The 22,513-nt window shown below is 61.5% G+C and carries 26 protein-coding genes; 19 read left to right on the forward strand and 7 right to left on the reverse strand.

Annotation, left to right across the window (positions count from 1 at the left end; genetic code table 11):
- The first annotated feature begins 28 nt into the window (after positions 1 to 28).
- On the forward strand, positions 29 to 550 hold the full coding sequence (locus tag GA829_RS20405; RefSeq protein WP_195174483.1) for a single-stranded DNA-binding protein: 522 nt from the start codon (positions 29 to 31) through the stop codon (positions 548 to 550).
- Between the two features lie 143 nt (positions 551 to 693).
- A complete protein-coding gene (locus tag GA829_RS20410; RefSeq protein WP_195174484.1) occupies positions 694 to 1,119 on the forward strand; it encodes an OsmC family protein in 426 nt (141 codons plus the stop codon).
- 66 nt (positions 1,120 to 1,185) lie between these two features.
- Here the strand turns inward: GA829_RS20410 and GA829_RS20415 are convergent, their stop codons facing one another.
- The 3 genes from GA829_RS20415 to GA829_RS20425 form a co-directional block, all read right to left on the reverse strand.
- Entirely contained in the window at positions 1,186 to 1,815 is a 630-nt protein-coding gene (locus tag GA829_RS20415) for a MarC family protein (RefSeq protein ID WP_140569344.1), read from the reverse strand.
- A 142-nt stretch (positions 1,816 to 1,957) separates the two neighbouring features.
- On the reverse strand, positions 1,958 to 2,335 hold the full coding sequence (locus tag GA829_RS20420) for a VOC family protein (protein WP_195174485.1): 378 nt from the start codon (positions 2,333 to 2,335) through the stop codon (positions 1,958 to 1,960).
- Between the two features lie 17 nt (positions 2,336 to 2,352).
- Positions 2,353 to 2,889 (reverse strand): hypothetical protein, encoded by a 537-nt coding sequence (locus tag GA829_RS20425; protein WP_195174486.1) that lies wholly within the window; start codon positions 2,887 to 2,889, stop codon positions 2,353 to 2,355.
- An 85-nt stretch (positions 2,890 to 2,974) separates the two neighbouring features.
- Here GA829_RS20425 and GA829_RS20430 point away from each other — a divergent pair, with 85 nt between their 5' ends.
- Positions 2,975 to 3,793 carry a helix-turn-helix transcriptional regulator gene (locus GA829_RS20430; protein WP_195174487.1) on the forward strand — a complete coding sequence of 273 codons (819 nt, stop codon included), beginning with the start codon at positions 2,975 to 2,977 and terminating at the stop codon, positions 3,791 to 3,793.
- Between the two features lie 27 nt (positions 3,794 to 3,820).
- Here GA829_RS20430 and GA829_RS20435 read toward each other — a convergent pair whose 3' ends face one another.
- Complete coding sequence (locus GA829_RS20435) at positions 3,821 to 4,444, reverse strand: ParB-like protein (protein WP_195174488.1); 624 nt, start codon at positions 4,442 to 4,444, stop codon at positions 3,821 to 3,823.
- Positions 4,441 to 6,141, reverse strand: a complete 1,701-nt coding sequence (locus GA829_RS20440) for a SulP family inorganic anion transporter (protein ID WP_195179743.1) — start codon at positions 6,139 to 6,141, stop codon at positions 4,441 to 4,443. Before GA829_RS20440 ends, GA829_RS20435 begins: the two co-directional genes overlap by 4 nt.
- A 213-nt stretch (positions 6,142 to 6,354) precedes the next feature.
- On the opposite strand from GA829_RS20440, the gene gyrA reads away from it, so the two are divergent.
- Positions 6,355 to 9,159, forward strand: coding sequence for a DNA gyrase subunit A (gene gyrA, locus GA829_RS20445; protein WP_195174489.1), 2,805 nt, complete (start codon positions 6,355 to 6,357; stop codon positions 9,157 to 9,159).
- 75 nt (positions 9,160 to 9,234) lie between these two features.
- Here the strand turns inward: gyrA and GA829_RS20450 are convergent, their stop codons facing one another.
- Positions 9,235 to 9,387 (reverse strand): hypothetical protein, encoded by a 153-nt coding sequence (locus tag GA829_RS20450; RefSeq protein WP_195174490.1) that lies wholly within the window; start codon positions 9,385 to 9,387, stop codon positions 9,235 to 9,237.
- A gap of 195 nt (positions 9,388 to 9,582) precedes the next feature.
- On the opposite strand from GA829_RS20450, the gene coaD reads away from it, so the two are divergent.
- The 7 genes from coaD to tgt all read left to right on the forward strand — a co-directional run bounded on the left by coaD (position 9,583) and on the right by tgt (position 14,230).
- Entirely contained in the window at positions 9,583 to 10,083 is a 501-nt protein-coding gene (coaD, locus tag GA829_RS20455; protein ID WP_195174491.1) for a pantetheine-phosphate adenylyltransferase, read from the forward strand.
- Between the two features lie 74 nt (positions 10,084 to 10,157).
- Positions 10,158 to 10,748 (forward strand): peptidylprolyl isomerase, encoded by a 591-nt coding sequence (locus GA829_RS20460; RefSeq protein WP_195174492.1) that lies wholly within the window; start codon positions 10,158 to 10,160, stop codon positions 10,746 to 10,748.
- Between the two features lie 27 nt (positions 10,749 to 10,775).
- Complete coding sequence (locus tag GA829_RS20465; RefSeq protein WP_195174493.1) at positions 10,776 to 11,288, forward strand: peptidylprolyl isomerase; 513 nt, start codon at positions 10,776 to 10,778, stop codon at positions 11,286 to 11,288.
- A 15-nt stretch (positions 11,289 to 11,303) separates the two neighbouring features.
- Positions 11,304 to 11,753 carry a DMT family transporter gene (locus GA829_RS20470; RefSeq protein ID WP_195174494.1) on the forward strand — a complete coding sequence of 150 codons (450 nt, stop codon included), beginning with the start codon at positions 11,304 to 11,306 and terminating at the stop codon, positions 11,751 to 11,753.
- A 6-nt stretch (positions 11,754 to 11,759) separates the two neighbouring features.
- Positions 11,760 to 12,848, forward strand: coding sequence for a tRNA preQ1(34) S-adenosylmethionine ribosyltransferase-isomerase QueA (gene queA, locus GA829_RS20475; protein WP_195174495.1), 1,089 nt, complete (start codon positions 11,760 to 11,762; stop codon positions 12,846 to 12,848).
- Entirely contained in the window at positions 12,838 to 13,107 is a 270-nt protein-coding gene (locus GA829_RS20480) for a hypothetical protein (protein ID WP_195174496.1), read from the forward strand. The genes queA and GA829_RS20480 overlap by 11 nt, the downstream gene beginning before the upstream one ends.
- Entirely contained in the window at positions 13,100 to 14,230 is a 1,131-nt protein-coding gene (gene tgt / locus GA829_RS20485; protein WP_195174497.1) for a tRNA guanosine(34) transglycosylase Tgt, read from the forward strand. Before GA829_RS20480 ends, tgt begins: the two co-directional genes overlap by 8 nt.
- Positions 14,231 to 14,234: 4 nt before the next feature.
- Here tgt and GA829_RS20490 read toward each other — a convergent pair whose 3' ends face one another.
- The gene (locus GA829_RS20490) at positions 14,235 to 14,654 is read right to left on the reverse strand and encodes a DUF4864 domain-containing protein (RefSeq protein ID WP_195174498.1); all 420 of its coding nucleotides are present in this window, start codon (positions 14,652 to 14,654) and stop codon (positions 14,235 to 14,237) included.
- 195 nt (positions 14,655 to 14,849) lie between these two features.
- Between GA829_RS20490 and GA829_RS20495 the strand changes: the two genes are divergently transcribed.
- The 8 genes from GA829_RS20495 (at position 14,850) to GA829_RS20530 (ending at position 22,400) form a co-directional block, all read left to right on the forward strand.
- Positions 14,850 to 15,470 (forward strand): thioredoxin domain-containing protein, encoded by a 621-nt coding sequence (locus GA829_RS20495; RefSeq protein ID WP_258051797.1) that lies wholly within the window; start codon positions 14,850 to 14,852, stop codon positions 15,468 to 15,470.
- 81 nt (positions 15,471 to 15,551) lie between these two features.
- Positions 15,552 to 15,788, forward strand: a complete 237-nt coding sequence (locus GA829_RS20500; protein ID WP_195174499.1) for an Lrp/AsnC ligand binding domain-containing protein — start codon at positions 15,552 to 15,554, stop codon at positions 15,786 to 15,788.
- A gap of 161 nt (positions 15,789 to 15,949) precedes the next feature.
- Positions 15,950 to 17,362: a circularly permuted type 2 ATP-grasp protein gene (locus GA829_RS20505; RefSeq protein WP_195174500.1), complete on the forward strand. Its 1,413-nt coding sequence runs from the start codon at positions 15,950 to 15,952 to the stop codon at positions 17,360 to 17,362.
- A gap of 21 nt (positions 17,363 to 17,383) precedes the next feature.
- The gene (locus GA829_RS20510; RefSeq protein ID WP_195174501.1) at positions 17,384 to 18,325 is read left to right on the forward strand and encodes an alpha-E domain-containing protein; all 942 of its coding nucleotides are present in this window, start codon (positions 17,384 to 17,386) and stop codon (positions 18,323 to 18,325) included.
- Positions 18,326 to 18,416: 91 nt separating this feature from the next.
- Positions 18,417 to 19,211, forward strand: coding sequence for a transglutaminase family protein (locus GA829_RS20515; RefSeq protein ID WP_195174502.1), 795 nt, complete (start codon positions 18,417 to 18,419; stop codon positions 19,209 to 19,211).
- Positions 19,212 to 19,243: 32 nt separating this feature from the next.
- Complete coding sequence (locus tag GA829_RS20520; protein ID WP_195174503.1) at positions 19,244 to 19,975, forward strand: proteasome-type protease; 732 nt, start codon at positions 19,244 to 19,246, stop codon at positions 19,973 to 19,975.
- A gap of 116 nt (positions 19,976 to 20,091) precedes the next feature.
- Positions 20,092 to 21,504 carry a pyridoxal phosphate-dependent decarboxylase family protein gene (locus tag GA829_RS20525; RefSeq protein WP_195174504.1) on the forward strand — a complete coding sequence of 471 codons (1,413 nt, stop codon included), beginning with the start codon at positions 20,092 to 20,094 and terminating at the stop codon, positions 21,502 to 21,504.
- Positions 21,505 to 21,632: 128 nt separating this feature from the next.
- Complete coding sequence (locus GA829_RS20530; protein ID WP_195174505.1) at positions 21,633 to 22,400, forward strand: DeoR/GlpR family DNA-binding transcription regulator; 768 nt, start codon at positions 21,633 to 21,635, stop codon at positions 22,398 to 22,400.
- Positions 22,401 to 22,513: the final 113 nt, after the last annotated feature.

Here is a 22,513-nt window from a genome sequence, read left to right on the forward strand (position 1 = left end):
TAGTTTCGGATGAGCGCGGAGAAAAATCATGGCGGGTAGCGTCAACAAGGTCATTCTGGTGGGCAATCTCGGTGCGGATCCGGAAATCCGCCGCCTGAACTCGGGCGAGCCGGTCGTCAACATCCGCATCGCCACGTCGGAAAGCTGGCGCGACAAGAATTCCGGCGAGCGCAAGGAAAAGACCGAGTGGCATAACGTCGTCATCTTCAACGACCAGCTCGCCAAGGTTGCCGAGCAGTATTTGAAGAAGGGCATGAAGGTCTATGTCGAGGGCCAATTGCAGACGCGCAAGTGGCAGGACCAGACCGGCGCCGACAAGTACACGACGGAAGTTGTGCTGCAGAAATTCCGCGGCGAGTTGCAGATGCTCGACGCGCGCGGCCAGGGCGAGGGCGGCCAAGTCGGCGGCTATTCCGGTGGCGGCAGCAGCCGCGGTTCGGATTTCGGCCAGTCCAGCCCGAGTGAGGGCTTCAACCGTGGCGGTGGCGCCCCCAGGGGCGGCGGTGGCGGCGGTTCGTCGCGCGAGCTGGACGACGAAATTCCATTTTGATCGTAGGCAGTTCTGAACGACGAACGCCACGTTGATTGAAATCACGCTTGAAGCCCCGGGAGTCCCTCATGGACTTTCGGGGTTTTGCGTTCTCAATTGATCGCTCGCGGCGACAGAGAGATTGTTCTGAAAGGAAGAGTTCAGTGAAGGCACGTGTAAAATGGGTCGAGGAACGCACCTTCGTCGGTGAATCCGGCAGCGGCCACAAGGTTGTCCTGGGAACCGCTTTCGGATCGGAAGGCAAGACGCCTGGCCCGAGCCCGATGGAACTGGTGTTGATCGGCACCGGCGGCTGCTCGGCCTATGATGTCGTCCATATCCTAGAAAAAGGGCGCGAGGCGATCGAGGACTGCGTGGTCGAACTCGATGCCGACCGGGCCGAAACCGAGCCAAAAGTGTTCACGCGCATCCATATGCATTTCGTCGTCAAGGGCAGGGCGCTCTCGCATGACAAGGTGAAACGGGCGATCGACCTGTCGATCGAGAAATACTGTTCGGCCTCCGCGATGCTGGCCAAGACAGCTACGATTACCCACGATTTCGAAGTCATCGACACGACCGCGAAGTAGGCAACTTGGCAGCCGGAAAAGCAGCCTCCGGCGTAAGACGTGCGGTCGTTGTTTCTGAAAGCCGGATCAGCTCGCCATCAACGCCTTGATGCCGTCAGCGACAAACTGCACGGCGAGCGCTGCCAGGATAACGCCGAGCAGGCGTGTCAGGATCGAGCGGCCGGTCTGGCCGAGGATACGGTCGATGCGCTCGGACAGCACGAACACCAGGTAGGTGATGGCCAGGCAGACGAATATGATGCCGACCAGTGCCGCCTGGGCAGCAAAGCCCTGAAACGAGCCAGATAGAAGCACTGTTGCCGAAATCGCGCCGGGCCCGGCGATCAGCGGGATCGCCAGCGGGAAGGCGGCGATGTTGTGGATCATGTCCTTGGTGATGGCGACGTCGCCGATCTTCTCCTTGCGGTCCTGACGGCGCTCGAACACCATCTCGAAGGCGATGAAGAACAACAGGAAGCCGCCGGCGACGCGGAAGGCCGGCAGTGTGATGCCGAACACCGACAGGATCGATGCACCGGCAACAGCAAACAGCGCCATGACCAGGAAGCCGATGATGGAGGCGCGGACGGAAACCTGCTGGCGCTCCTCGCGGTTCATGCCGCGTGTCACCGCGAGGAACAGCGGCGCCAGGCCGGGCGGATCGATGGTGACGAGGATGGTGACGAAGGCGTTGAACAGGCTATCGAAGCTCGGCATCACGGACCCTCCTGCCGGGCGGTGCCCGAACCGCTGCACTCCCGAACCAGCTCATTCGTAGAGCAAAGCCGATCCGAGGGAAACCGTGCGCGGTGAAGGTATTGCTAGGCCGATGAGGGTCGATCCGCAGCGCGCTCTCGCCCTATTCCGCCGCGCTGCAGTGGGCTTCTATCCTGTAGCCATCTGGGTCGACGACGAAAGCGGCGTAGTAGTCTTCGCCATAGTCCGTGCGCAGGCCCGGAGAGCCATTGTCCTGACCGCCCGCGCGCAAGGCGCCGGCATGGAACGCGTCGACGCTCTTGCGGGTGGGTGCCGAAAAGCAGAAATGCAGGCCGGACTTGTCATCCGCGGGCACCGGGTGCGCGGCTTCGTTCACCCAAAGTGCCACGCCCTGCGCGCCATAGCCCAGCGAACCCGGCGACTGGCTGAGGCAGGAATAGCCGAGCGGTTTCAGCGCGGCGTCATAGAAGCGCTTCGAGACGTCGGCGTCGCGGACACCGATCGAGATGTGATCAAGCATTTTTCTCTCCCTTGTCATCAAGCCTGGGTGGCGCGGCGCGCCAGGAATTCGACTTCGAGCCGCCAGGTCGCGCCATTGTCGTGCGAACGTTCGGCAAGCCAGCGGAACGTGTCCTCGGTGATCCGTGAAAAGCTCCAGCGCACCGAGCCGCCCATGCCGTCATTGCCATCCTGGATGATGGTGTCGCCCTCGGTCCGGCCAAGCTGCCGGCTGAAATACTGATTGCGCGGATCGCTCCAGAAGATGTGCCAGGCGTCGAGGTCGGGATCGTAGACGCGCAGCGTCGTGCCATGGAATGTCCAGGTGCCAAGCGAAGGCGAGGGACCGGCGTCGCGGGCTGGCAGGATCCAGACGTCCTGGATCGCACGGCCCTCGAGTACCCAGCCGAAATGCACCTCGCCGCGTCCAGTCAGCACCTGGCCGTCTTCCAGGTAGCGCGCGGCATCAAAAGTCCAGGCACCGGCGAAGCGGCCGTAAAGTCTCAGCTTCTCGGCAAGGTTCTTGGCAGGCCCTGCGCTGTGCAGCGCCTCGGCAAAGGAAGACTGGTCAGGCATGGTTGCGGTCTCTGCTTGTCAGGAGAGATCAGGCAATAGGCCATGGCCGGGTTCTGGACTTGGGAAATATTGCTATATCTGCGTGATGACGGCGACCACGCGCACCATTGCATCGGGATCCGGCTGGCAGGTGTCGGATGTGATCTGCACCGCCGGCACCGCGGATCGGCCGTTTGAGGAAGAGCATAGGGATTTCTGCGTCGCGGCGGTCACCAGCGGCACCTTCCGCTATCGTGCAAGCCAAGGCACGGCGATGCTCGCGCCGGGTGCCGTCCTGCTTGGCAATTCAGGCACCTGCTACGAGTGCGGCCATGACCATGGCAGCGGCGACCGCTGCCTTTCCTTCCATTTCACGCCGGCCTGTCTGGAACGGATCGTCGCCGATGTTCCGGGAGCAAGGAAGCTCGCCTTCGCGGCACCTCGCCTGCCGCCCTTGCCGGTGCTGGCGCCGTTGCTGGCCGAGGCCGAAGCGGCGCGCGAGGCGGACGAGACTGGCGCTTTCGAGGAACTCGGCCTGCGCCTTGCCGGTGCGGTGGTCGCTGCAAGTTCTGGTTTCGCCAAGGCGGCGCCAGCGCCAAGCCGCCGCGACCAGAAACGCGTGGCCGAGGCCGTTCGGCGCATCGAGATCGACGGTGACCAGCCGCTTTCGCTTGCCGCGCTTGCTGGCCAGACCGCGACAAGTCCGTACCATTTCCTGCGCACATTCCGGCAGGTCGCCGGCATGACCCCTTACCAATTTCTGCTGAGAACTAGGCTGCACCGAGCAGCGGTGCGGCTGCGCTCTTCGGACGAGACGATCTCGGCGATCGCCTTCGATGCCGGGTTCAACGACCTCTCGACCTTCAACAGGCGGTTCCGGCGTGACATGGGCGCGACGCCTGGCAGCTACCGCGCCCGCCGCTAAAGAGGTCTGTTTGCCGACCTTTTAGTCTCAGTCCGTGGTCGGTCCGCACCAGCCAGGAAGGTAGTCGGCATCCCTGGATTTGGCAAACGCCAGGGCATCCTTCATCGCCTTGTCGAAATCTTTCACGACCGCGTCCCGTGCGATCCGGCGACGCAGGAAGTCCGCCCAGATGAATTCGCTGAACGGCGTCGTGTCCTTGGCAAAGCCGCCCATTCTGCGCAGTTCGCCCGCCATGCTACGGTAAGGATCATCGACCAGCTCGCCGATTGTCTTCGGAATTGCCGAGTAATCGCGGCGCCGACCGTTCTCATCGAACGGATGCATCCAGGCTTTGTTGTCGAGCACGAAAAGAAACGCGTCCTTGTCGAGAGCGGACAGGTCGCCGATCACGGTCACAAGCACGTCCTTGACGCCTTCCTCGAGCAGAGCGCGAGCGAGGTGATGGTGATCGGTGACGTAATTGCGATTCTTGGGGCCCAATACAACCGGCACCATGTGTTTGCCGAGAAAAGCGCCGGTCTTCTTCCTGGCGTCCTGCGCCCTGATCATCTGGCGCTTCAATGCCACTTCTCTCATGCCGACCGTTATCTGTGTCGGCCTCAGTTCCTCGACGGGAACCGGCGTGACAAAGGGTGCTCGGGGGTCAATCATGGCGCTCCATCCTGTTCTTGCTGCTGCTGTGTCTTCGGACCAAGCGATTTGATCGCCGCGTCGACACTGTGGAATATCCGCTGCGGGCCGACGAGTTCGGCAATGCCAAATCGCGCCAAAGCCGCCTGGGCGCGCAGCGATTCCAGCCGGGCGATGGCGAAAATGGCGCCCGTCTTGCGGCAATGGGTGATGGTGTCTTTCAGGGCCTGCGCGGCGGTATAATCGATTTCGACGATGTTGCTGGCCTCCAGCACGACCAGTTTCACGTTTTCTTTCCGGGCGTCGACGAGATCGCAAAGGCCGCGCTTGAAGCGGTCGGCGTTGACGAAGGACAGCGGCGCCTGGAAGGCCGCGACCAGCACGCCGGAGAGTTGTTCACCAGCACTGGGCTTGCCCGGCGGCCACCAGACGGAAGTTCCCGGCACCTGTTCGAGCTCGATTGGCAGCGTGCGGGTCGCGCTCCATATCCCATGCAGCAGCGACAGGCCGATACCGACCGCCACGCCGGTCTCGATCGGCAACACGACGATTGCGGCCATGGTGATCAGGATCAACAAGAATTCGACAGGCGCTTGCCGGTAGACATTGGCGAACACCTTCCAGCGCAGTATGTGCTGGGCAACGAACATCAGGACACCGGCAAGGGCGGCCTGCGGAACATTGGCGAGCAGGCCGCCGCCAAAGGCGCCGAGCGCCAGCACGATGGCCGCGGCGATAAGGCCTGACAGTTGCGAGCGGCCGCCCGACTGGGAGACGATGGCCGTGCGCGGTGGGCTGGCATTGACGGCAAAGGCGCCGAACAGGCTGGACGCGATGCTGCCGGCGCCGACACCGACGAAATCGCGATTGACGTCAGGGTCGCCCTGTTCCGGCACGAAGGAGCGCGAGGTGGCCGCCGTCTGCACCATGACGACGATGGCGATCAGCAACGCCAGCGGCACCAGCGCCTGTACATCGTCAAGGCTGGCAAGCGGCAGGCCCGGTTGCGGCAAGCCGTTGGGCAGGGCGCCGAGCACCTCGACGCCGCGACCCTTGAGGCCGAAGATGGCGACAGCCGTCGTGGCAAGCACCATGCCGATCAAGGCGCCGGGGATGCGGGCGCTGATGCGTTCGGCACCGAACACGATTGCAAACACGCCAAGGCCGAGCCCAAGGCTCCAGGGGTTGGTGAGATGGAGACTGCCGGCGATCTCACCGACGCGCCGTAGGGTTTCACCACTTTCAGGGGGCAGGCCAAGCAGTCCGGGCATCTGCGAAACGATGATGTGGACGGCGATGCCGGCGAGGAATCCTGTCGTGACCGGCAACGACAGGAGATCGGCGATCCAGCCGAGGCGAAAGACACCGCTGAGTGTCACGATCAGCCCGACCATCAGTGCCAGCATGGCGGCCAGCGCCAGATAGTGAGGCGATCCCGAAGTGGCAAGCAGCGCCAGGCTGCCGGCAAACAGCGGCGTAATGGTCGAATCCGCGCCGGCCGAGAGATGGCGGTTGGCGCCGAACAGGGCAAACGCCACCGAACCGGCAACAAAAGCGAAGAAACCGACCTCGGGAGCAAAGCCGCCGAGCCGGGCGGTTGCCATCTGCTCGGGGATAGCGATCGCCGCCAATGTCAGACCCGCGATCAGATCGCCATTGAGATCCCGGGGCTGCCACCCGCTGAGCGCCCGCAAAGGCAGCCATTGGTTCCAATTCATGGTGCTCGCGGCTTTTGCTTGGGGAGGTTGTGGTCCATTGCCGGCTTTTGCCTTGGTGGCGGCGAAAAGCTTGTTGGCCATATCGTCGCAATGAGCGGTATCCTTTTGAAATTACCACCGAAATTGACATTGGAAAAGTCTTGCGATCATTGGAGTTTCGCCGCCGCTTCCTATATAAGCGTCAAGTGATTCCTGATTAGATTGTGATCCAATTTGACCGACCAAAAGACACCGCGCGGCGCCGACGGCGGCCCTACCGGCATCGAGCCGATCTCCATCATCGAGGAGATGCAGCGCTCCTATCTTGATTACGCCATGAGCGTGATCGTCAGCCGTGCGCTGCCCGACGTGCGCGATGGCTTGAAGCCGGTCCACCGCCGCATTCTCTTTGCCGCGCATGAGAGCGGCTACCACTGGAACCGCAAATATGTGAAGTCGGCTCGTCCGGTCGCCGACGTGATGGGTAAATACCATCCGCATGGCGACGCCTCGATCTATGACGCCTTGGTGCGCATGGCGCAGGACTGGTCGCTGCGTGTGCCGCTGATCGACGGGCAGGGCAATTTTGGTTCCATCGACGGCGATCCGCCGGCGGCGATGCGCTACACCGAATCGCGGCTGACCAAGGTCGCGCACGAACTGCTAGAGGATATCGACAAGGACACCGTCGACTTCCAGGACACTTATGATGCGTCGGGCAGCGAACCGAAGGTTCTGCCGGCACGGTTCCCGAATCTCTTGGTCAATGGTTCCGGCGGCATCGCGGTCGGCATGGCCACCAACATCCCGCCGCACAATCTTAGCGAAATCTGCAACGGCGCCATCGCCATCATCGACAACCCGGCGATCGACCTGCCGGCGCTGATGGAGATCATCCCCGGGCCGGATTTCCCGACCGGCGCCATCGTGCTTGGCCGCTCCGGCATCTACAGCGCCTATTCGACCGGCCGCGGCTCCATTGTCATGCGCGGCAAGGTCAACATCGAACAGCGCGGCAACGACCGTGAGTCGATCATCATCACCGAGGTTCCCTATCAGGTGAACAAGTCGTCGATGATCGAGAAGATGGCCGAACTGGTGCGCGACAAGCGCATCGAGGGCATTTCCGACATTCGCGACGAGAGTGACCGCCAGGGATACCGCGTCGTCGTCGAGCTGAAGCGTGACGCCGTTGCCGACGTCATTCTCAACCAGCTTTACCGCTTCACGCCTCTGCAGACGTCGTTTGGCGCCAATATGGTGGCGCTGAACGGCGGCAAGCCGGAAATACTGACGCTGACCGACATGCTGAAGGCGTTCGTCACCTTCCGCGAAGAGGTGATCAGCCGCCGGACAAAATTCCTGCTGCGCAAGGCGCGTGACCGAGCCCACATCCTGGTCGGCCTCGCCATTGCCGTCGCCAACATCGACGAAGTGATCAAGCTTATCCGTACCGCGCCGGATCCGCAGACGGCGCGTGAACAGTTGATGGAGCGGCGCTGGCCCTCCGGCGACGTCGAATCGTTGATCCTGCTGATCGATGATCCGCGCCATCGCATCAACGAGGATGGCACCTACAATCTGTCCGAGGAACAGGCACGTGCCATCCTCGAACTGCGCCTGCAGCGCCTGACAGCGCTTGGTCGTGATGAAATCGCCGATGAGCTCAATACGATCGGTGACGAGATCAAGGACTACCTCGACATCCTGTCGTCGCGTGCGCGCATCCAGCAGATCGTCAAGGACGAACTGGCCGCAGTGCGCGACGAATTCGGCACGCCGCGCCGCACCGAGCTCACCGATGGTGGGGCGGATATGGAAGACGAGGACCTGATCCAGCGCGAGGACATGGTCGTGACGGTGAGCCATTCCGGCTACATCAAGCGCGTGCCGCTGTCGCTCTACCGGGCGCAGCGCCGGGGTGGCAAGGGCCGCTCGGGCATGTCGACCAAGGAAGAGGATTTCGTTACCCGCCTGTTCGTGGCCAACACGCACACGCCGGTGCTGTTCTTCTCCTCGCGCGGTATCGTCTACAAGGAAAAGGTCTGGCGGCTGCCGATCGGCAATCCGCAGTCACGCGGCAAGGCGCTGATCAACATGCTGCCGCTAGAGCAAGGCGAGCGCATTACCACCATCATGCCGCTGCCGGAGGATGAGACCAGCTGGGGCGAGCTCGACGTGATGTTCGCCACCACGCGCGGCACCGTGCGCCGCAACAAGCTTTCGGACTTCATCCAGGTCAACCGCAATGGCAAGATCGCGATGAAGCTGGAGGAGGAAGGCGACGAGATCCTCGGCGTCGAGACCTGCACCGACAATGACGACGTGCTTTTGACCGCGAGTTCCGGCCAGTGCATCCGCTTCTCGGTCAGCGACGTGCGCGTCTTCCAGAGCCGCAATTCGGTTGGCGTGCGTGGCATCGCCATGGCCGACACCGACCGCGTCATCTCGATGGCTGTCATCGAGCATGTCGATGCGCCGCCCGCCGAACGCGCCGCCTACCTGAAGCGCGTTGTCGCCGAACGGCGTGTGGCCGCCGGCATCGCGGCCGGCGAGGAGGAAGAAATCCAGCTCACCAATGAAGAGGTTGGTGAGGAGGCGGAACTGTCCGACGAGCGCTACGAATTCCTGAAGGCGCACGAACAGTTCGTGCTGACGGTGACGGAATATGGCTATGGCAAGCGGTCTTCGTCCTACGACTTCCGCCTGACCGGGCGCGGCGGCAAGGGCATCCGTGCCACCGACGTGTCGAAGACGGCTGAAATCGGCAGCCTCGTGGCGACCTTCCCGGTCGGCAATGACGACCAGATCATGCTTGTGTCGGACGGCGGTACGGTTATCCGCGTACCCGTCAACGGCATCCGTTTCGCCAGCCGCGCCACCAAGGGCGTGACCATCTTCAACACGGCTGAAGGTGAAAAGGTGGTTTCGGTCGAGCGGATTTCGGAGCCGCAGGCGGACGAAGAAACCGAAGACAGTGCCGAAGCCGGCTCTGAGACCGCACCAGCGACGGATGCCGGTCCGGATGTCGCCGAATAGGTTTTGACATAGCAACGCCGGCCCATGGGCCGGCGCGGCAACACAATCAGATTATTCTAGTAATGGCAGATTATACTAGTAATGGCGGAATGGCTTGCGCGGGCCGAAGCCTTCGAAGCGTTTGGTGTTGGCCTTGACGCGAACGCGTTGCGCTTCCTGATGCAGCCCAAATACGGTGGCGATCAGCATGGCGACGGTCATTGCGGTGGCGAGCATGTAGATCAGCATGTGCGTGTTCTCCTGCGCCTTACAACGGTTAAATGGGATTTTGGTTTCATCTTATTAAGGTGCAACCTAGTGAACGCTGCGTGAAGGCTTCGTGATCAGCGTATTCATCTGTCGTTCATGTGCGCGAAAAGGTTCACAGGCCGGCGCGCCGATCGGATTTGCCTTTGCGAGAGAGGCTCGCTAGAAGCACCAGCCATGACAGAACGCATCGCCCTCTATGCCGGCTCCTTCGACCCGCTGACCAACGGCCATCTCGATGTGCTGAAGGCGTCGCTGGCCGTGGCCGACATCGTCTACGCGGCAATTGGCATTCATCCCGGCAAGAAGCCGCTGTTTTCCTTCGAGGAGCGGGTGGCGCTCATCGAGGCGGCGACGAAGGCCGAATTCGGCCGCGACGGTGCGCGCATCAAGGTCGTCGCCTTTGACGGACTGGTCATCGACGCCGCCAAGCAGCAGGGCGCCTCGATCATGATCCGTGGCCTGCGCGACGGTACCGATCTCGACTACGAGATGCAGATGGCCGGCATGAACGAGACCATGGCGCCCGAGTTGCAGACGGTTTTTCTGCCCGCCAGCCCATCCGTGCGCACCATTACCGCCACACTTGTGCGCCAGATAGCCTCGATGGGAGGCGACATCCGCCCCTTCGTGCCGGCCGCTGTTGCCGGCGCGCTCACCGCCAAATTCGCGAAATAATGCATGTCGCCCAAAAGTGGATTCCGGTTTTGGGGTAACGACATGCATGAAACAAAGATACTCGGAGAAAACTCATGCAGCTGAAAAAGCTCGCCTCATTCCTTGTCGTGCTTGCCGGTCTGGTAACCGCATCGGTTCCGGCCTTCGCCGCCGATCCGCAAAACACAATGATCATCACCCTGAAGGACGGCGATGTCACCATCGCGCTGCGTCCTGACCTCGCGCCCAAGCATGTCGCCCAGATCAAGAAGCTGGTGCGCCAGGGCGCCTATGACAATGTTGCCTTCCACCGTGTCATCGGCGGTTTCATGGCGCAGACCGGCGACGTGAAGTTCGGCAACATGAAGAGCGGCTTCAACGCTGAAGCCGTCGGTACGGGCGGCTCCGATCTGCCTGACCTGCCGGCTGAATTCTCGACGAGCGAGCACTACAAGCGCGGAGTGGTCGGCATGGCCCGCTCGCAGGATCCGAACTCCGCCAATTCGCAGTTCTTCATCATGTTCGCACCGGCACCGCCGCTCGATGGCCAGTACACCATCGTCGGCAATGTCGTCACCGGCATGGAGCTGGTGGATCATATCAAGAAGGGCGACGAGGCGCAGAACGGGACGGTCTCCGATCCTGACCGCATGATCAAGGTGCGAATCGCCGCCGACGGCAAGTAATCTATTTCTTTCAAAAGGATATCTGACATGGCTGAAATCAAGGACCGCGAAAACGCGCTCATCATGGAAACGACCAAGGGCAAGGTCGTCATCGAACTGTTCCCCGACCTGGCGCCCGGCCATGTCGCTCGCATCAAGGAACTGGCGCGCGAAGGCGCCTATGACGGCGTGGTGTTCCACCGCGTCATCGAAGGCTTCATGGCGCAGACCGGCGATGTGAAATTTGGCAATTCCAGCAAGCCTTCCTTCGCGCCGTCGCGCGCTGGCATGGGCGGCTCGGAAAAGCCTGACCTGAAGGCAGAGTTCTCCAACGCCAACCATGGCCGCGGCACCTGCTCGATGGCGCGTTCGCAGAACCCGAACTCGGCCAACTCGCAGTTCTTCATCTGCTTCGACGATGCCGCCTTCCTCAACCGTCAGTACACGGTCTGGGGCCAGGTCATCGAAGGCATGGACAATGTCGACAAGATCAAGCGCGGCGAGCCGGTGCCGGATCCCGACAAGATCGTGTCGCTGAAGGTCGCGGCCGACGTCAAGTAACAAGCGAGAACGGCAATGATGGGCGTAGTCTGGTCGCTTCTCGGCATCCTGTCCGGCGCCTTCATTGCCATTCAGGCACCAATCAATTCGCAGCTTGCGCGCGGCCTGGGGCTCCCGGTCGCCGCGGCTGCGTTTTCGTTCCTGTCGGGCGCGGTCGTGCTCGGCATCATTTCCGTCGCCGTGGTGAAGCTGCAAGGCATCACGCTTGACTGGAAGGCGCCGGCGCCGTGGCTGTTCGTTGCCGGCGGCATGCTTGGCGGCTTTTACGTCACGTTGTCGACCATCCTGACGCCGCGCATCGGCGCTGCCGCCCTGATGGCATTCCTGGTGGCGGGCCAGCTGCTGGCCGGCATGCTGATCGACCGCGTCGGCTTCCTCGGCGTCGCGGTGCGCGAGATTTCGGTCGGCCGCATTGCCGGCGCGGTGCTGCTTCTGGCCGGAGCGCTGCTCGTCCGGCTGTTTTGATTTCCGATGCGTGTTGACCTCTTTGATTTTGATTTGCCGGAGGAGCGCATCGCGCTTCGCCCGGCGGAACCGCGCGAAAACGCCAGGCTTCTGGTGGTCAAGCCGGGCGAGGGGCTGGAGGACCGGACGGTCGGCGACCTGCCGTCCTTGCTCAGGGCCGGCGATGTGCTGGTTTTCAACGACACCAAGGTTATTCCAGCACAGCTGAAAGGCATCAGGCGGCGCGGCGAGGCATCGGCGCAGGTCGAAGCCACGCTGCATATGCGTATGGCGCCCGACCGCTGGCTTGCCTTCATGCGCCCGGGCAAGCGTATCGCGGTTGGCGATCGCATCCATTTCGGCCATGACGGCAATTCCTGTTTTCTCGGTCAGCTCGACGCCACGGTGATCGAGAAGGGCGAGGGCGGCGAGGCCTTGCTGGGCTTTGACCTCTCAGGACCGTTCCTGGATGAAGCGCTGCACGCGGTTGGCCACATCCCGCTGCCGCCATACATCGCCTCGAAGCGCGATGATGACGAGCGTGACCGTGCCGACTACCAGACCATCTATGCCAAGGAAGAGGGAGCGGTGGCGGCACCCACCGCCGGACTGCATTTCACGCCGGAACTGTTTGCCAAGCTCGACGCCATGGGGGTCGAACGCCGCTTCGTCACGTTGCATGTCGGCGCCGGCACGTTCCTGCCGGTGAAGGTCGACGACACCGCCGCGCACAAGATGCACGCCGAGATCGGTTCGGTGAGCCAGGAGGCCGCCGACGCCTTGAATGCGGCCAAGGCGCGGGGCGGACGCATCGTCGCCGTCGGAACGACATCGCTGCGCCTGCTGGAGAGCGCCGCCTGCGCGGATGGCACGCTTGCCGCATGGTCGGGCCCGACGGATATCTTCATCACGCCAGGCTATCGGTTCCGCACCGCCGACATGCTGATGACCAATTTCCACTTGCCGCGTTCGACGCTGTTCATGCTGGTCTCGGCCTTTTGCGGCCTCGACACAATGCGTGCGGCCTATGCGCATGCCATTGAGGTCGGCTACAGATTCTACTCCTACGGGGACGCAAGTCTGCTTTTTCGAGCGGAGATGAGCGATGGACAATGATCTTCTTGCATTTGACCGTGACCGGCTGGTCGCGGAAGTAAAAAAGCTGCGGGCCGGCATTCGCGCGCACCGTGATACATCCGGCCACGATCTCTGCTGGCACCATCCGGATCCGTGGCACCTGCTGCCGGAAAAGACAGAGCCGGCCATCGCCGTGCCGCCCTGGCCCAAATTCATGCGCGGCTGTATCCGCTACCGGCAATCCCTCGATGAACAGGCGCCCGGCGCACCGGTGCATGACAAGGAATTCAATGGGTAAGGCTTTTTCGTTCAAGGTTCTGGCAACGGATGGCAAGGCACGGCGCGGCGTGATCGACATGCCGCGTGGCGAAATCCGTACGCCTGCCTTCATGCCGGTCGGAACCGGCGGCACCGTCAAGGCCATGTACATGGATCAGGTGCGCGGCGTCGGCGCCGATATCATCCTTGGCAATACCTACCATCTGATGCTGCGGCCGGGCGCCGAGCGGATGGCGCGGCTCGGCGGCTTGCACGAATTCGCGCGCTGGCCGCATCCGATCCTGACGGACAGTGGCGGTTTCCAGGTGATGTCGCTGTCGAAGCTGAGGAAGCTGACGGAAAAGGGCGTCACCTTCCGCTCGCATATCGACGGCGCCGCCTACGAGATGTCGCCGGAGCGCTCGATCGAGATTCAAGGCTTGCTCGATTCCGATATCCAGATGCAGCTCGACGAGTGCACGGCGCTGCCGGCGGAGGTGAAGGAGATCGAGCGCGCCATGGAACTGTCGCTGCGCTGGGCCGAGCGCTGCAAGACGGCGTTCGGCGATCAACCTGGCAAGGCGATGTTCGGCATTGTCCAGGGCGGCGACAAGGCCGACCTGCGGGTACGTTCGGCGCAAGCCCTGAAAGCGATGGATCTCAAGGGCTACGCGGTTGGCGGGCTGGCTGTCGGCGAACCGCAAGCGGTGATGCTCGAGATGCTCGAGATCACTTGTCCGGAATTGCCTGACAACAAGCCGCGCTATCTTATGGGCGTCGGCACACCGGACGATATCCTGAAATCGGTGGCACGCGGCATCGACATGTTCGACTGCGTGATGCCGACCCGTGCCGGCCGCCATGGTCTCGCCTATACACGGCGCGGCAAGGTGAATTTGCGCAACGCCCGCCATGCCGACGATCCGCGCCCGCTGGATGAGGAAAGCGATTGCCCCGCGGCGCGAGACTATTCACGCGCCTATCTGCACCATCTCGTGCGCTCGCAAGAGGCGCTGGGCGCCATGCTTTTGACCTGGAACAATCTTTCCTACTATCAAAAGCTGATGCAGGACATTCGCGCGGCCATCGAAGCCGCCGCGTTCGAGGCGCGCGCCGCGGAGATTTCCGAGGGTTGGGCGAGGGGCGATATCCCCGTCCTGTAAGGCCTTACGTGCTGAGCGAGTTCGAGGCGCGCAGGCTGCAGCCGGTGATCTGGTAGTGGCCATCTGGCTGTAGCTGGAGCGTGTAGACGGCCTCGTAGTCCTTGCCGTCCGGCCCTACGATCAGTACCTGCTGCACGATCGAGGTCGAGCTGGTCTCCTGCACCTTGCCGAATGAGTAAGTCTGCGGCTTGCGCACCGGCGGGTAGCCGTTGGTCACCATGTTCATGAAGGCGTCCACCGTCGGAAAGATCTGCCTGACGTTGGGCGCGGCGAAACTATAGGCCGTGGCGCCATCATTGGCGATGAGGGCTTTCAGCTGGCCATCGATGACAGCCTGGCCAGCCTTGATTTCCGCGTCACCGGCGAAGGCCGACGACGCGAGGATGAGTGGAACGACTGCGAATGCGAAAAAAGCGCGGCGCATGGCCTGTCTCCGTTGTCCCTCGAAAATGTTCCCTCGAAATAGTGCTGTCCGAAGACGCATCATAACATACGCTTGGCGGTGCATCGTGGTTTCAGCAATTGTGAATATTCGCCTCAGGGCAGCCTGCCGCGAGCTTAAGCCTCCTTTAAGGCACCGCGCCCATCGTGAAGGCGGGTGGATTCGGTAAGGAACTACATGGGACGAATGATGTTCGAGAAGCCTGTTGATCGACGCCTTTTGCTGAAGGCCGCCGCCAGCCTTGTTGTCCTGGCGCCGTTGCCAGCCTGGGCGAATGCCGCGCCGACTGTCAACGAAGTGGCCTTCGATCGGGCGATACCGGCACTTGGCAATCCAAAGGGTGATGTGACGATCGCCGAGTTTGTCGACTATCAATGTCCGGTCTGCAAGCTGGTCTTTGTCGAATTGAAGAAGCTTCTCGCCGAAGATGGCGGTGTGCGGCTGGTGATGAAGGATTGGCCGATCTTCGGCGATGTATCGCGCGACGCGGCGCGGATGGCGCTGTCGGCGGGGTCCAGCTATGGCGCTGCCGTGGACGCATTGATGGCCAACGAGCGCGGGCTTTCGCAACGCCGCACCGATACCATCCTGGCTTCCGTTGGCGTTGATGTTGCAACAGTTCGAACCGGCCTTGCCGCAGTTTCCGACGCCGATGCGGTGCTTGCGCGCAATGAGGCCCAAGCGACGGCCTTCAAGTTGCGAGGCACGCCGGCGCTGGTGATCGGCGGCAAGCTGTACAAGCGCGGCATGCCATTGGCTGAGTTGAGGGACGCTGTTGCCAAGGCGCGCGCAGGCTGACATTGATTCCAATGCTTGAAAGCATGCCTCCAGTCTGCCAGAAGGGCCGCTTATGCTGATGAGCTTGGGCAGGACGACGCCATGAGGGCATTTTTCGTGCAGATCAAATGTGAGCTGGGCAAATCCTATGAGGTTGCCAGCGCGCTTGCCGATGCCGAAATCGCCTCGGAGATCTACTCGACCGCCGGCAATTACGATCTGCTCGCCAAATTCTATGTCGACGACGAGGAAGACGTCGGACACTTCGTCAACGAGAAGGTGCAGGTCATTGCGGGCATCAAGGACACGTTCACTGTGGTAACCTTCCGGGCGTTCTAGAGGTTGCCCGGGGACGAGGCAAAGCCTGACTAACGTCATATTTCAGCTGCCTCAATTTTAGGCAGTTGCAATTTACTGATCCTCCGCATCTCCCAAATCACCGATTGCGCTTGATTTTCTCCCACGACGCCAGTGAAATGGTGTCACAGGGGAGTATGCGATTGGCAGCGTTCGATGAAATGCTTCCGGAGGTCTCCGGACTTAGACAACCGTATTCGGCTTACGATCGCTGGCTGAAGGAACAGGATCCGGCCAGGCTTACCGAGAAAATGCAGGACGCCGAGCGCGTCTTCCGCAAGACCGGCATCACCTTCGCCGTCTATGGCGAACAGGAAGCCTCCGAACGGCTGATCCCCTTCGACATCGTTCCCCGCATCATATCAGGCAATGAATGGCGGCGGCTGACGCAAGGCATCGAGCAACGTGTGCAGGCGTTGAATGCCTTCCTCGATGACATTTACCATCGCCAGGAGATCTTGCGTGCCGGGCGCGTTCCTAGGGAGCTGATCGCCAAGAACGAGGCGTTCCTGCCGGAGATGATTGGTGTGCGGCCGCCAGCCGGCGTCTACACCCACATCATCGGCGTCGACATCGTCCGCATCAGCGAGAACGAATTCTATGTGCTGGAGGACAATGCGCGCACACCGTCGGGCGTCTCCTACATGCTGGAGAACCGCGAGACGATGATGCAACTCTTTCCGGAGTTGTTTCAGCAGATCAAGGTGCGGCCCGTCGAAAACTACCCGCAGCTCCTGCGCCAATCGCTGGCGGCGGTACGGCCGCAACGCACCAAGGGCGCGCCGACCATCGCCGTGCTGACGCCAGGCAGTTTCAACTCGGCCTATTTCGAGCACGCCTTCCTTGCCGACCAGATGGGTGTGCAACTGGTCGAGGGACAGGATCTGCGCGTCGTCGACGGCCATGTCGCGATGCGCACCACCGAAGGTTACAAGCAGATCGATGTGCTCTACCGGCGCGTCGATGATTCTTTCCTCGACCCGCTGACCTTCCGCCCGGATTCAGCGCTTGGCGTGCCCGGCATCATGGATGTCTACCGCGCCGGCAACATCACCATCGCCAACGCACCCGGCACCGGCATCGCCGACGACAAGGCGATCTATTCCTACATGCCTGAGATCGTGGAGTTCTACACCGGCCGCAAGGCGATCCTTGGCAACATCCCGACATGGCGCTGCTCCGAGCCGGACAGTCTGAAATACGTGCTCGAACACATCCACGAGCTGGTCATCAAGGAAGTGCATGGTTCCGGCGGCTACGGCATGCTGGTCGGGCCGGCGGCGACCAAGAAGGAATGCGAGGAGTTCGCCAAGAAGCTGGCCGCAAAACCCTCGAATTACATCGCCCAGCCAACGCTGGCGCTGTCGACCTGCCCGATCCTGACCGAGAAGGGGCTGGCACCGCGCCATGTCGACTTGCGGCCCTATGTGCTGGTCTCCGACCGCATCCAGATCGTGCCCGGCGGGCTCACCCGTGTCGCGCTCAAGGAAGGCTCGCTGGTCGTCAATTCTTCGCAAGGCGGCGGCACCAAGGACACCTGGGTGCTGGATGACTGATTTTCACCTGAAAGGTTTTTGATGCTTTTAGGCCGCACCGCCAACGGGCTTTACTGGATGAACCGCTACATCGAGCGGGCCGAGAACATGGCGCGGCTGGTCGATGCCGGTTTGCGGATGGCACTGACCCGCACCCAGAGCGCGTCGGAGGAGTGGAGCTCGGTGCTTCTCAGTGCCGGGTCGGATGTTGCCTTCACCCAGAAATATTCTGAGTACACCGCCGCCAATGTCGCCGACTTCCTGTTGCGTGACGTGTCGAACCCGTCGAGCACGATGGCCTCGATCGAGACGGCCCGCAACAACGCCCGCATGGTGCGCACGGCGCTGACGCGCGAAACCTGGGAGAGCATCAACGAAGCCTGGATGTCGTTGAAACGCATGCTGGCCAAGCCGATCGACGAACGCGACCTGCCAAGCGTCCTCGACGCAATCAAGCGCGAGACAGCGCTGATCCGTGGCTCGTTCTACGGCACCATGCTGCGCAACGAGATCTTCGATTTCTCGCAGCTTGGCACCTATGTGGAGCGGGCGGACAACACGGCGCGCATTCTCGATGTGAAATATTACGTGCTGCTGCCGTCTATCTCATGGGTTGGTTCGACGCTCGACAATTACCAATGGGAATCGATCCTGCGCTCGGTGTCGGCGCACCGCTCCTACCGCTGGGTCTACGAGGCCGACTACAAGCCGACCAACATCGCCGACTATCTGATCCTCAATGTGCGCATGCCGCGTTCGCTGACCTTCTGCTATCGCTTCCTGTCGGAACACCTGAAATTTCTCGGCGACGACTACGGCGAACGTCATGCCTGCCACGCGACGGCGGAGAAGACACAGGCCATGCTGAGGGCCGGCTCGATCAAGGATATATTCGACACCGGCCTGCACGAATTCCTGGCCAGTTTCATTCTCGACAACACCAAGCTCGGGGACGAGATCGCGCAGGACTACAAGTTCAATTGAGCAGGAGCATGATCCTAAACCGAAGGACCGCGTTAGCGAAAACTGCGCCCCGGGTTTCTGACAAGATCATGCTTTCAAACGGATAATAAACATGCGGCTGAAGATCACCCATCGGACGGAATACCGCTATGACGCGCCTGTGCAGTATCTGCTGCAACGGTTGCGGCTGCTGCCGGTAAACGGGCCGACGCAGACCGTGTTGTCCTGGGCGCTGAACATCGAGGGCGCGCGCGAGGAAGTGCGCTTCGTCGATCATTTTGGCAATGACACGCGGCTGTTGAGCGTCGAGGGGGAGCGAGACTTCATTACCGTCGAGGCCGCTGGCGAAGTGGTGACGCGTGACACGTCGGGCGTATCAGGTCCGCACCAGGGCTTTGCGCCGCTCTGGCTGTTTGTCCAGGAAACACCGCTGACCACGATCGGCGATGGCATTCGCGAACTCGCCACAGCGGTCGGCAAAGGCACTGACATCGAGCGGCTGCACCGGCTGATGGCAATGATCGGCGAGCGCGTCGCCTACACACCCGGCACAACCAACGCCACGACGCCGGCCGAGGAGGCGCTGGTGCTCAAAACCGGCGTCTGCCAGGACCACAGCCACATCTTCGCCGCCACGGCGCGCGCCATGGGTTTCCCGGCTCGTTACATCAGCGGCTATCTCATGATGGACGCGGCGGTCGAACAGGCGGCAAGCCATGCCTGGGCCGAAGCGCATGTTCCTGGGCTCGGCTGGGTGGCCTTCGACGTCGCCAACGGCATTTCTCCCGACGAACGCTATGTGAAGGTGGCAAGTGGCCGCGACTACCGCGATGCCACGCCGGTATCGGGGATTCGGCTGGGACAGGCGGAAGAACAGCTTGCGGTCACCGTCACGGTAGAGCAGTAGTCTTTGGCACTATTGCTGCCAGAAGAGATTCCATGACCTATTGCGTCGGCCTGAAGATCGATCGTGGGCTCGTGTTCATGTCGGACACGCGCACCAATGCCGGCATGGATTCGATCTCCACCTTCCGCAAGATGCATGTCTGGGAACAACCGGGCGAGCGCGTGATCGTCTTGATGTCAGCCGGCAACCTGGCGACGACGCAGGCTGTCGTCTCGCTGCTCGACGAACGCACCAAGGCAATCGCGGATCGCCACGCCACGCTCCTGGAAACGCCGTCCATGTACCAGACGGTGCGGCTGGTCGGGGATACGGTCAAGGAAGTCATCGCCAGTTCGTCGCCGGCCGGCGAGAAGGCGGATTCCTATTTCAATGCCTCATTCATTCTCGGCGGCCAGATCAAGGGCAGCGAGCCGCGCCTGTTCATGATCTACCCGGAAGGCAATTTCATCGAATCGACCGATGACACGCCCTTCTTCCAGATCGGCGAGACGAAGTACGGCAAGCCGATCATCATCCGCGCCTATGAGAAGGCGATGAGCCTCGCCGAGACGGTGAAGCTGCTGCTGGTGTCGTTCGATTCGACGCTGAAGTCGAACCTCTCGGTCGGCCTGCCGCTCGATCTGCTTTTCCTGGAGAAGGATGCGTTCAAGGTCGGATTGAAGAAGCGGATCGGCCAGGATGACCAGTATTACCGCACGATCTCCGATGGCTGGTCGAATGCGTTGAAGACCGCTTTTGCCAGTCTGCCAGATTTTCCGGGGTAGGCGGCTAGCCGTGTTCCGCAGGCATTGCCGGAATATATTTCACATGTTAATCAATATTCGGCTGATGACCCCCGCTGCAGCGGGTGGCCAGGCGCGACCATGTTCGGGAGAGTGCAATGGACAATGATGATTTCCGGCAGTGGTCTCGGCGCGCCGCCGACTGGGGTGCGGACTACCGCAGCACTTTGCGCGATAGACCAGTCAGGCCGCCGGTTGCATCAGGAGATGTTTTCAAAAGCATCGAAGTGTCGCCGCCTGAGGCTGCCGAGCCGATGGAACGGATCTTCGCCGACTTTGAGAACAAGATCCTGCCGGGCATGACGCATTGGCAGCATCCGCGCTTTTTCGCCTATTTCCCGGCCAACGCAGCCCCAGTCTCGGTGGTGGCTGAATATCTGGTCTCGGCAATGGCCGCGCAGTGCATGCTGTGGCAGACCTCGCCGGCGGCAACCGAGCTCGAGACCCGCACCGTCGATTGGATGCGTCAGGCACTCGGGCTGCCGGAAGGATTTTCCGGCGTCATCCAGGATTCCGCGTCATCGGCGACGCTCGCGGCGGTGCTGACCATGCGTGAGCGCGCGCTCGACTGGCAAGGCAACAAGCAAGGCCTGGCCGGGCAGGTGAGGCTGCGCATCTATTCCTCCGACCAGGTGCACACGTCAATTGATCGGGCGATCTGGGTGTCGGGCATCGGCGAGGCCAATCTCGTCCGCATTCCGGTTTCCGGCCGGTTTCGCGCCATGGATACAGCAGCACTCGAAGCGGCGATCATTGCCGACCGGGATGCCGGCATGCTGCCAGCCGGCATCATCGCTTGCGTCGGCGGCACAAGCACCGGCGGCACCGACGACATCGCCGCGGTTGCCGATGTCGCGCGGCGGCATGGGCTCTACCTTCATGTCGATGCCGCCTGGGCCGGATCGGCAATGATCTGCCCTGAGTACCGGCATTTCTGGACTGGCATCGAAGGGGCGGATTCCATCGTCTTCAATCCGCACAAATGGCTTGGTGCGCAGTTCGATTGCTCGATCCAGTTCCTGCGCGATCCCGAGAGCCATGTTCGCACGCTCGCCATCAAGCCCGACTATCTCAAGACCCACGGCCATGACGGCATCATCAACTATTCCGAATGGTCGGTTCCGCTTGGCCGGCGCTTTCGCGCGCTGAAACTGTGGTTCCTGCTGCGTGCTCACGGACTGGAAGGCTTGCGCACGATGATCCGCAACCACGTCGCATGGAGCGAGGGACTGGCGATCCGGCTGGCAAAGGAGCCCGACTTCGAACTTGTCTCCGAGCCGATGCTGTCATTGTTCTCGTTCCGGCATCGGGGGGGGGCCGGCGTCGATGCGGACGCTCACAACCTGCGTCTGGTCAATGCGATCAACGATGACGGACGCATCTACCTGACGCAGACGAAGGTGGACGGTGCCGTGGCAATCCGCTTCCAGGTCGGCCAGTTCGAGGCGACCGCCAGCGATGTCGATACGGCTTTCGAGACGATCACCGAACTTGCGCGAGGCCTGACCTGAAAGGGCCTTGAAATGGTTGCGCCGAGCTTTGTCTTTGTTATCAGCTGATTTCCATTAGCCGGCTTATGCCTTTTCATCGGTTTCGTTTTCAGTTATAGACAAGAAAAACGAAAACGGGAGCTTGCCTGATGTATCTGTCGCCGCGCCACGCCGAAATCATCCAGATGGCAAAGGACAATGGCCGTGTGCTGGTTGACGACCTGGCGACGCATTTCAATGTGACGCCGCAGACCATACGCAAGGACCTCAACGACCTCTGCGATCAGCGGCTGCTTTCCCGTGTCCATGGCGGTGCGCTGTTTCCTTCCGGCATCGAGAACATGGAGTATGAAGCGCGCCGCAAGATCGCCGCCGAGGAGAAAGAGGCGATCGGCCGCGCCGCGGCCAGGCTGATCCCCGATAATGCCTCACTGTTCATCAACATCGGCACCACGACAGAGTCGGTCAGCAAGGCTTTGCTCGATCATAATGGCCTGATGGTCATCACCAATAACATCAATGTTGCCAATAGGATGCGTATCTATCCCTCGATTGAGGTGGTGATCGCCGGTGGTGTCGTGCGCGGTTCCGATGGCGGCGTGGTCGGCGAGGCCGCTGTCGATTTCATCAGGCAATTCAAGGTCGACTACGCGGTGATCGGCGCCTCGGCGATTGACCATGACGGCGCGCTACTCGATTTCGATTTTCGAGAAGTGAAGGTGGCACAAGCGATCATCGCCAATGCGCGGCATGTCATCCTGGTTTCGGACCAGACCAAATTCGAACGCACGGCGCCGGTGCGCATAGGCCATCTGTCGCAGGTCAACACGTTCATCACCGACCGTTGCGACATCCCGTCGGTACGCAAAATCTGCCAGGAGGCAGAGGTTCAACTGATCGAGACATCGCTCGGCTAGGCGGCGTCGAAGGCCCAATCACGGGCTTGTGATATTTCGTTTGACATTCGTTCTCATTTCGAAATAATTCGGCCACGGTTTCGCAAAAGACCATGATTGGTGCAATGCGAAAT

The organism is Mesorhizobium sp. INR15, from assembly GCF_015500075.1.
Classification (GTDB): Bacteria; Pseudomonadota; Alphaproteobacteria; order Rhizobiales; family Rhizobiaceae; genus Mesorhizobium.

Coding starts and splice junctions, on each gene's coding strand:
- GA829_RS20405 (WP_195174483.1), top strand. CDS start 29: ATGGCGGGTAGCGTCAACAAGGTCATTCTGGTGGGCAATCTCGGTGCG.
- GA829_RS20415 (WP_140569344.1), bottom strand. CDS start 1,815: ATGCCGAGCTTCGATAGCCTGTTCAACGCCTTCGTCACCATCCTCGTC.
- GA829_RS20420 (WP_195174485.1), bottom strand. CDS start 2,335: ATGCTTGATCACATCTCGATCGGTGTCCGCGACGCCGACGTCTCGAAG.
- GA829_RS20425 (WP_195174486.1), bottom strand. CDS start 2,889: ATGCCTGACCAGTCTTCCTTTGCCGAGGCGCTGCACAGCGCAGGGCCT.
- GA829_RS20430 (WP_195174487.1), top strand. CDS start 2,975: ATGACGGCGACCACGCGCACCATTGCATCGGGATCCGGCTGGCAGGTG.
- GA829_RS20435 (WP_195174488.1), bottom strand. CDS start 4,444: ATGATTGACCCCCGAGCACCCTTTGTCACGCCGGTTCCCGTCGAGGAA.
- GA829_RS20440 (WP_195179743.1), bottom strand. CDS start 6,141: ATGAATTGGAACCAATGGCTGCCTTTGCGGGCGCTCAGCGGGTGGCAG.
- GA829_RS20450 (WP_195174490.1), bottom strand. CDS start 9,387: ATGCTGATCTACATGCTCGCCACCGCAATGACCGTCGCCATGCTGATC.
- coaD (WP_195174491.1), top strand. CDS start 9,583: ATGACAGAACGCATCGCCCTCTATGCCGGCTCCTTCGACCCGCTGACC.
- GA829_RS20460 (WP_195174492.1), top strand. CDS start 10,158: ATGCAGCTGAAAAAGCTCGCCTCATTCCTTGTCGTGCTTGCCGGTCTG.
- GA829_RS20465 (WP_195174493.1), top strand. CDS start 10,776: ATGGCTGAAATCAAGGACCGCGAAAACGCGCTCATCATGGAAACGACC.
- GA829_RS20470 (WP_195174494.1), top strand. CDS start 11,304: ATGATGGGCGTAGTCTGGTCGCTTCTCGGCATCCTGTCCGGCGCCTTC.
- queA (WP_195174495.1), top strand. CDS start 11,760: ATGCGTGTTGACCTCTTTGATTTTGATTTGCCGGAGGAGCGCATCGCG.
- GA829_RS20480 (WP_195174496.1), top strand. CDS start 12,838: ATGGACAATGATCTTCTTGCATTTGACCGTGACCGGCTGGTCGCGGAA.
- tgt (WP_195174497.1), top strand. CDS start 13,100: ATGGGTAAGGCTTTTTCGTTCAAGGTTCTGGCAACGGATGGCAAGGCA.
- GA829_RS20490 (WP_195174498.1), bottom strand. CDS start 14,654: ATGCGCCGCGCTTTTTTCGCATTCGCAGTCGTTCCACTCATCCTCGCG.
- GA829_RS20495 (WP_258051797.1), top strand. CDS start 14,850: ATGGGACGAATGATGTTCGAGAAGCCTGTTGATCGACGCCTTTTGCTG.
- GA829_RS20500 (WP_195174499.1), top strand. CDS start 15,552: ATGAGGGCATTTTTCGTGCAGATCAAATGTGAGCTGGGCAAATCCTAT.
- GA829_RS20510 (WP_195174501.1), top strand. CDS start 17,384: ATGCTTTTAGGCCGCACCGCCAACGGGCTTTACTGGATGAACCGCTAC.
- GA829_RS20515 (WP_195174502.1), top strand. CDS start 18,417: ATGCGGCTGAAGATCACCCATCGGACGGAATACCGCTATGACGCGCCT.
- GA829_RS20520 (WP_195174503.1), top strand. CDS start 19,244: ATGACCTATTGCGTCGGCCTGAAGATCGATCGTGGGCTCGTGTTCATG.
- GA829_RS20525 (WP_195174504.1), top strand. CDS start 20,092: ATGGACAATGATGATTTCCGGCAGTGGTCTCGGCGCGCCGCCGACTGG.
- GA829_RS20530 (WP_195174505.1), top strand. CDS start 21,633: ATGTATCTGTCGCCGCGCCACGCCGAAATCATCCAGATGGCAAAGGAC.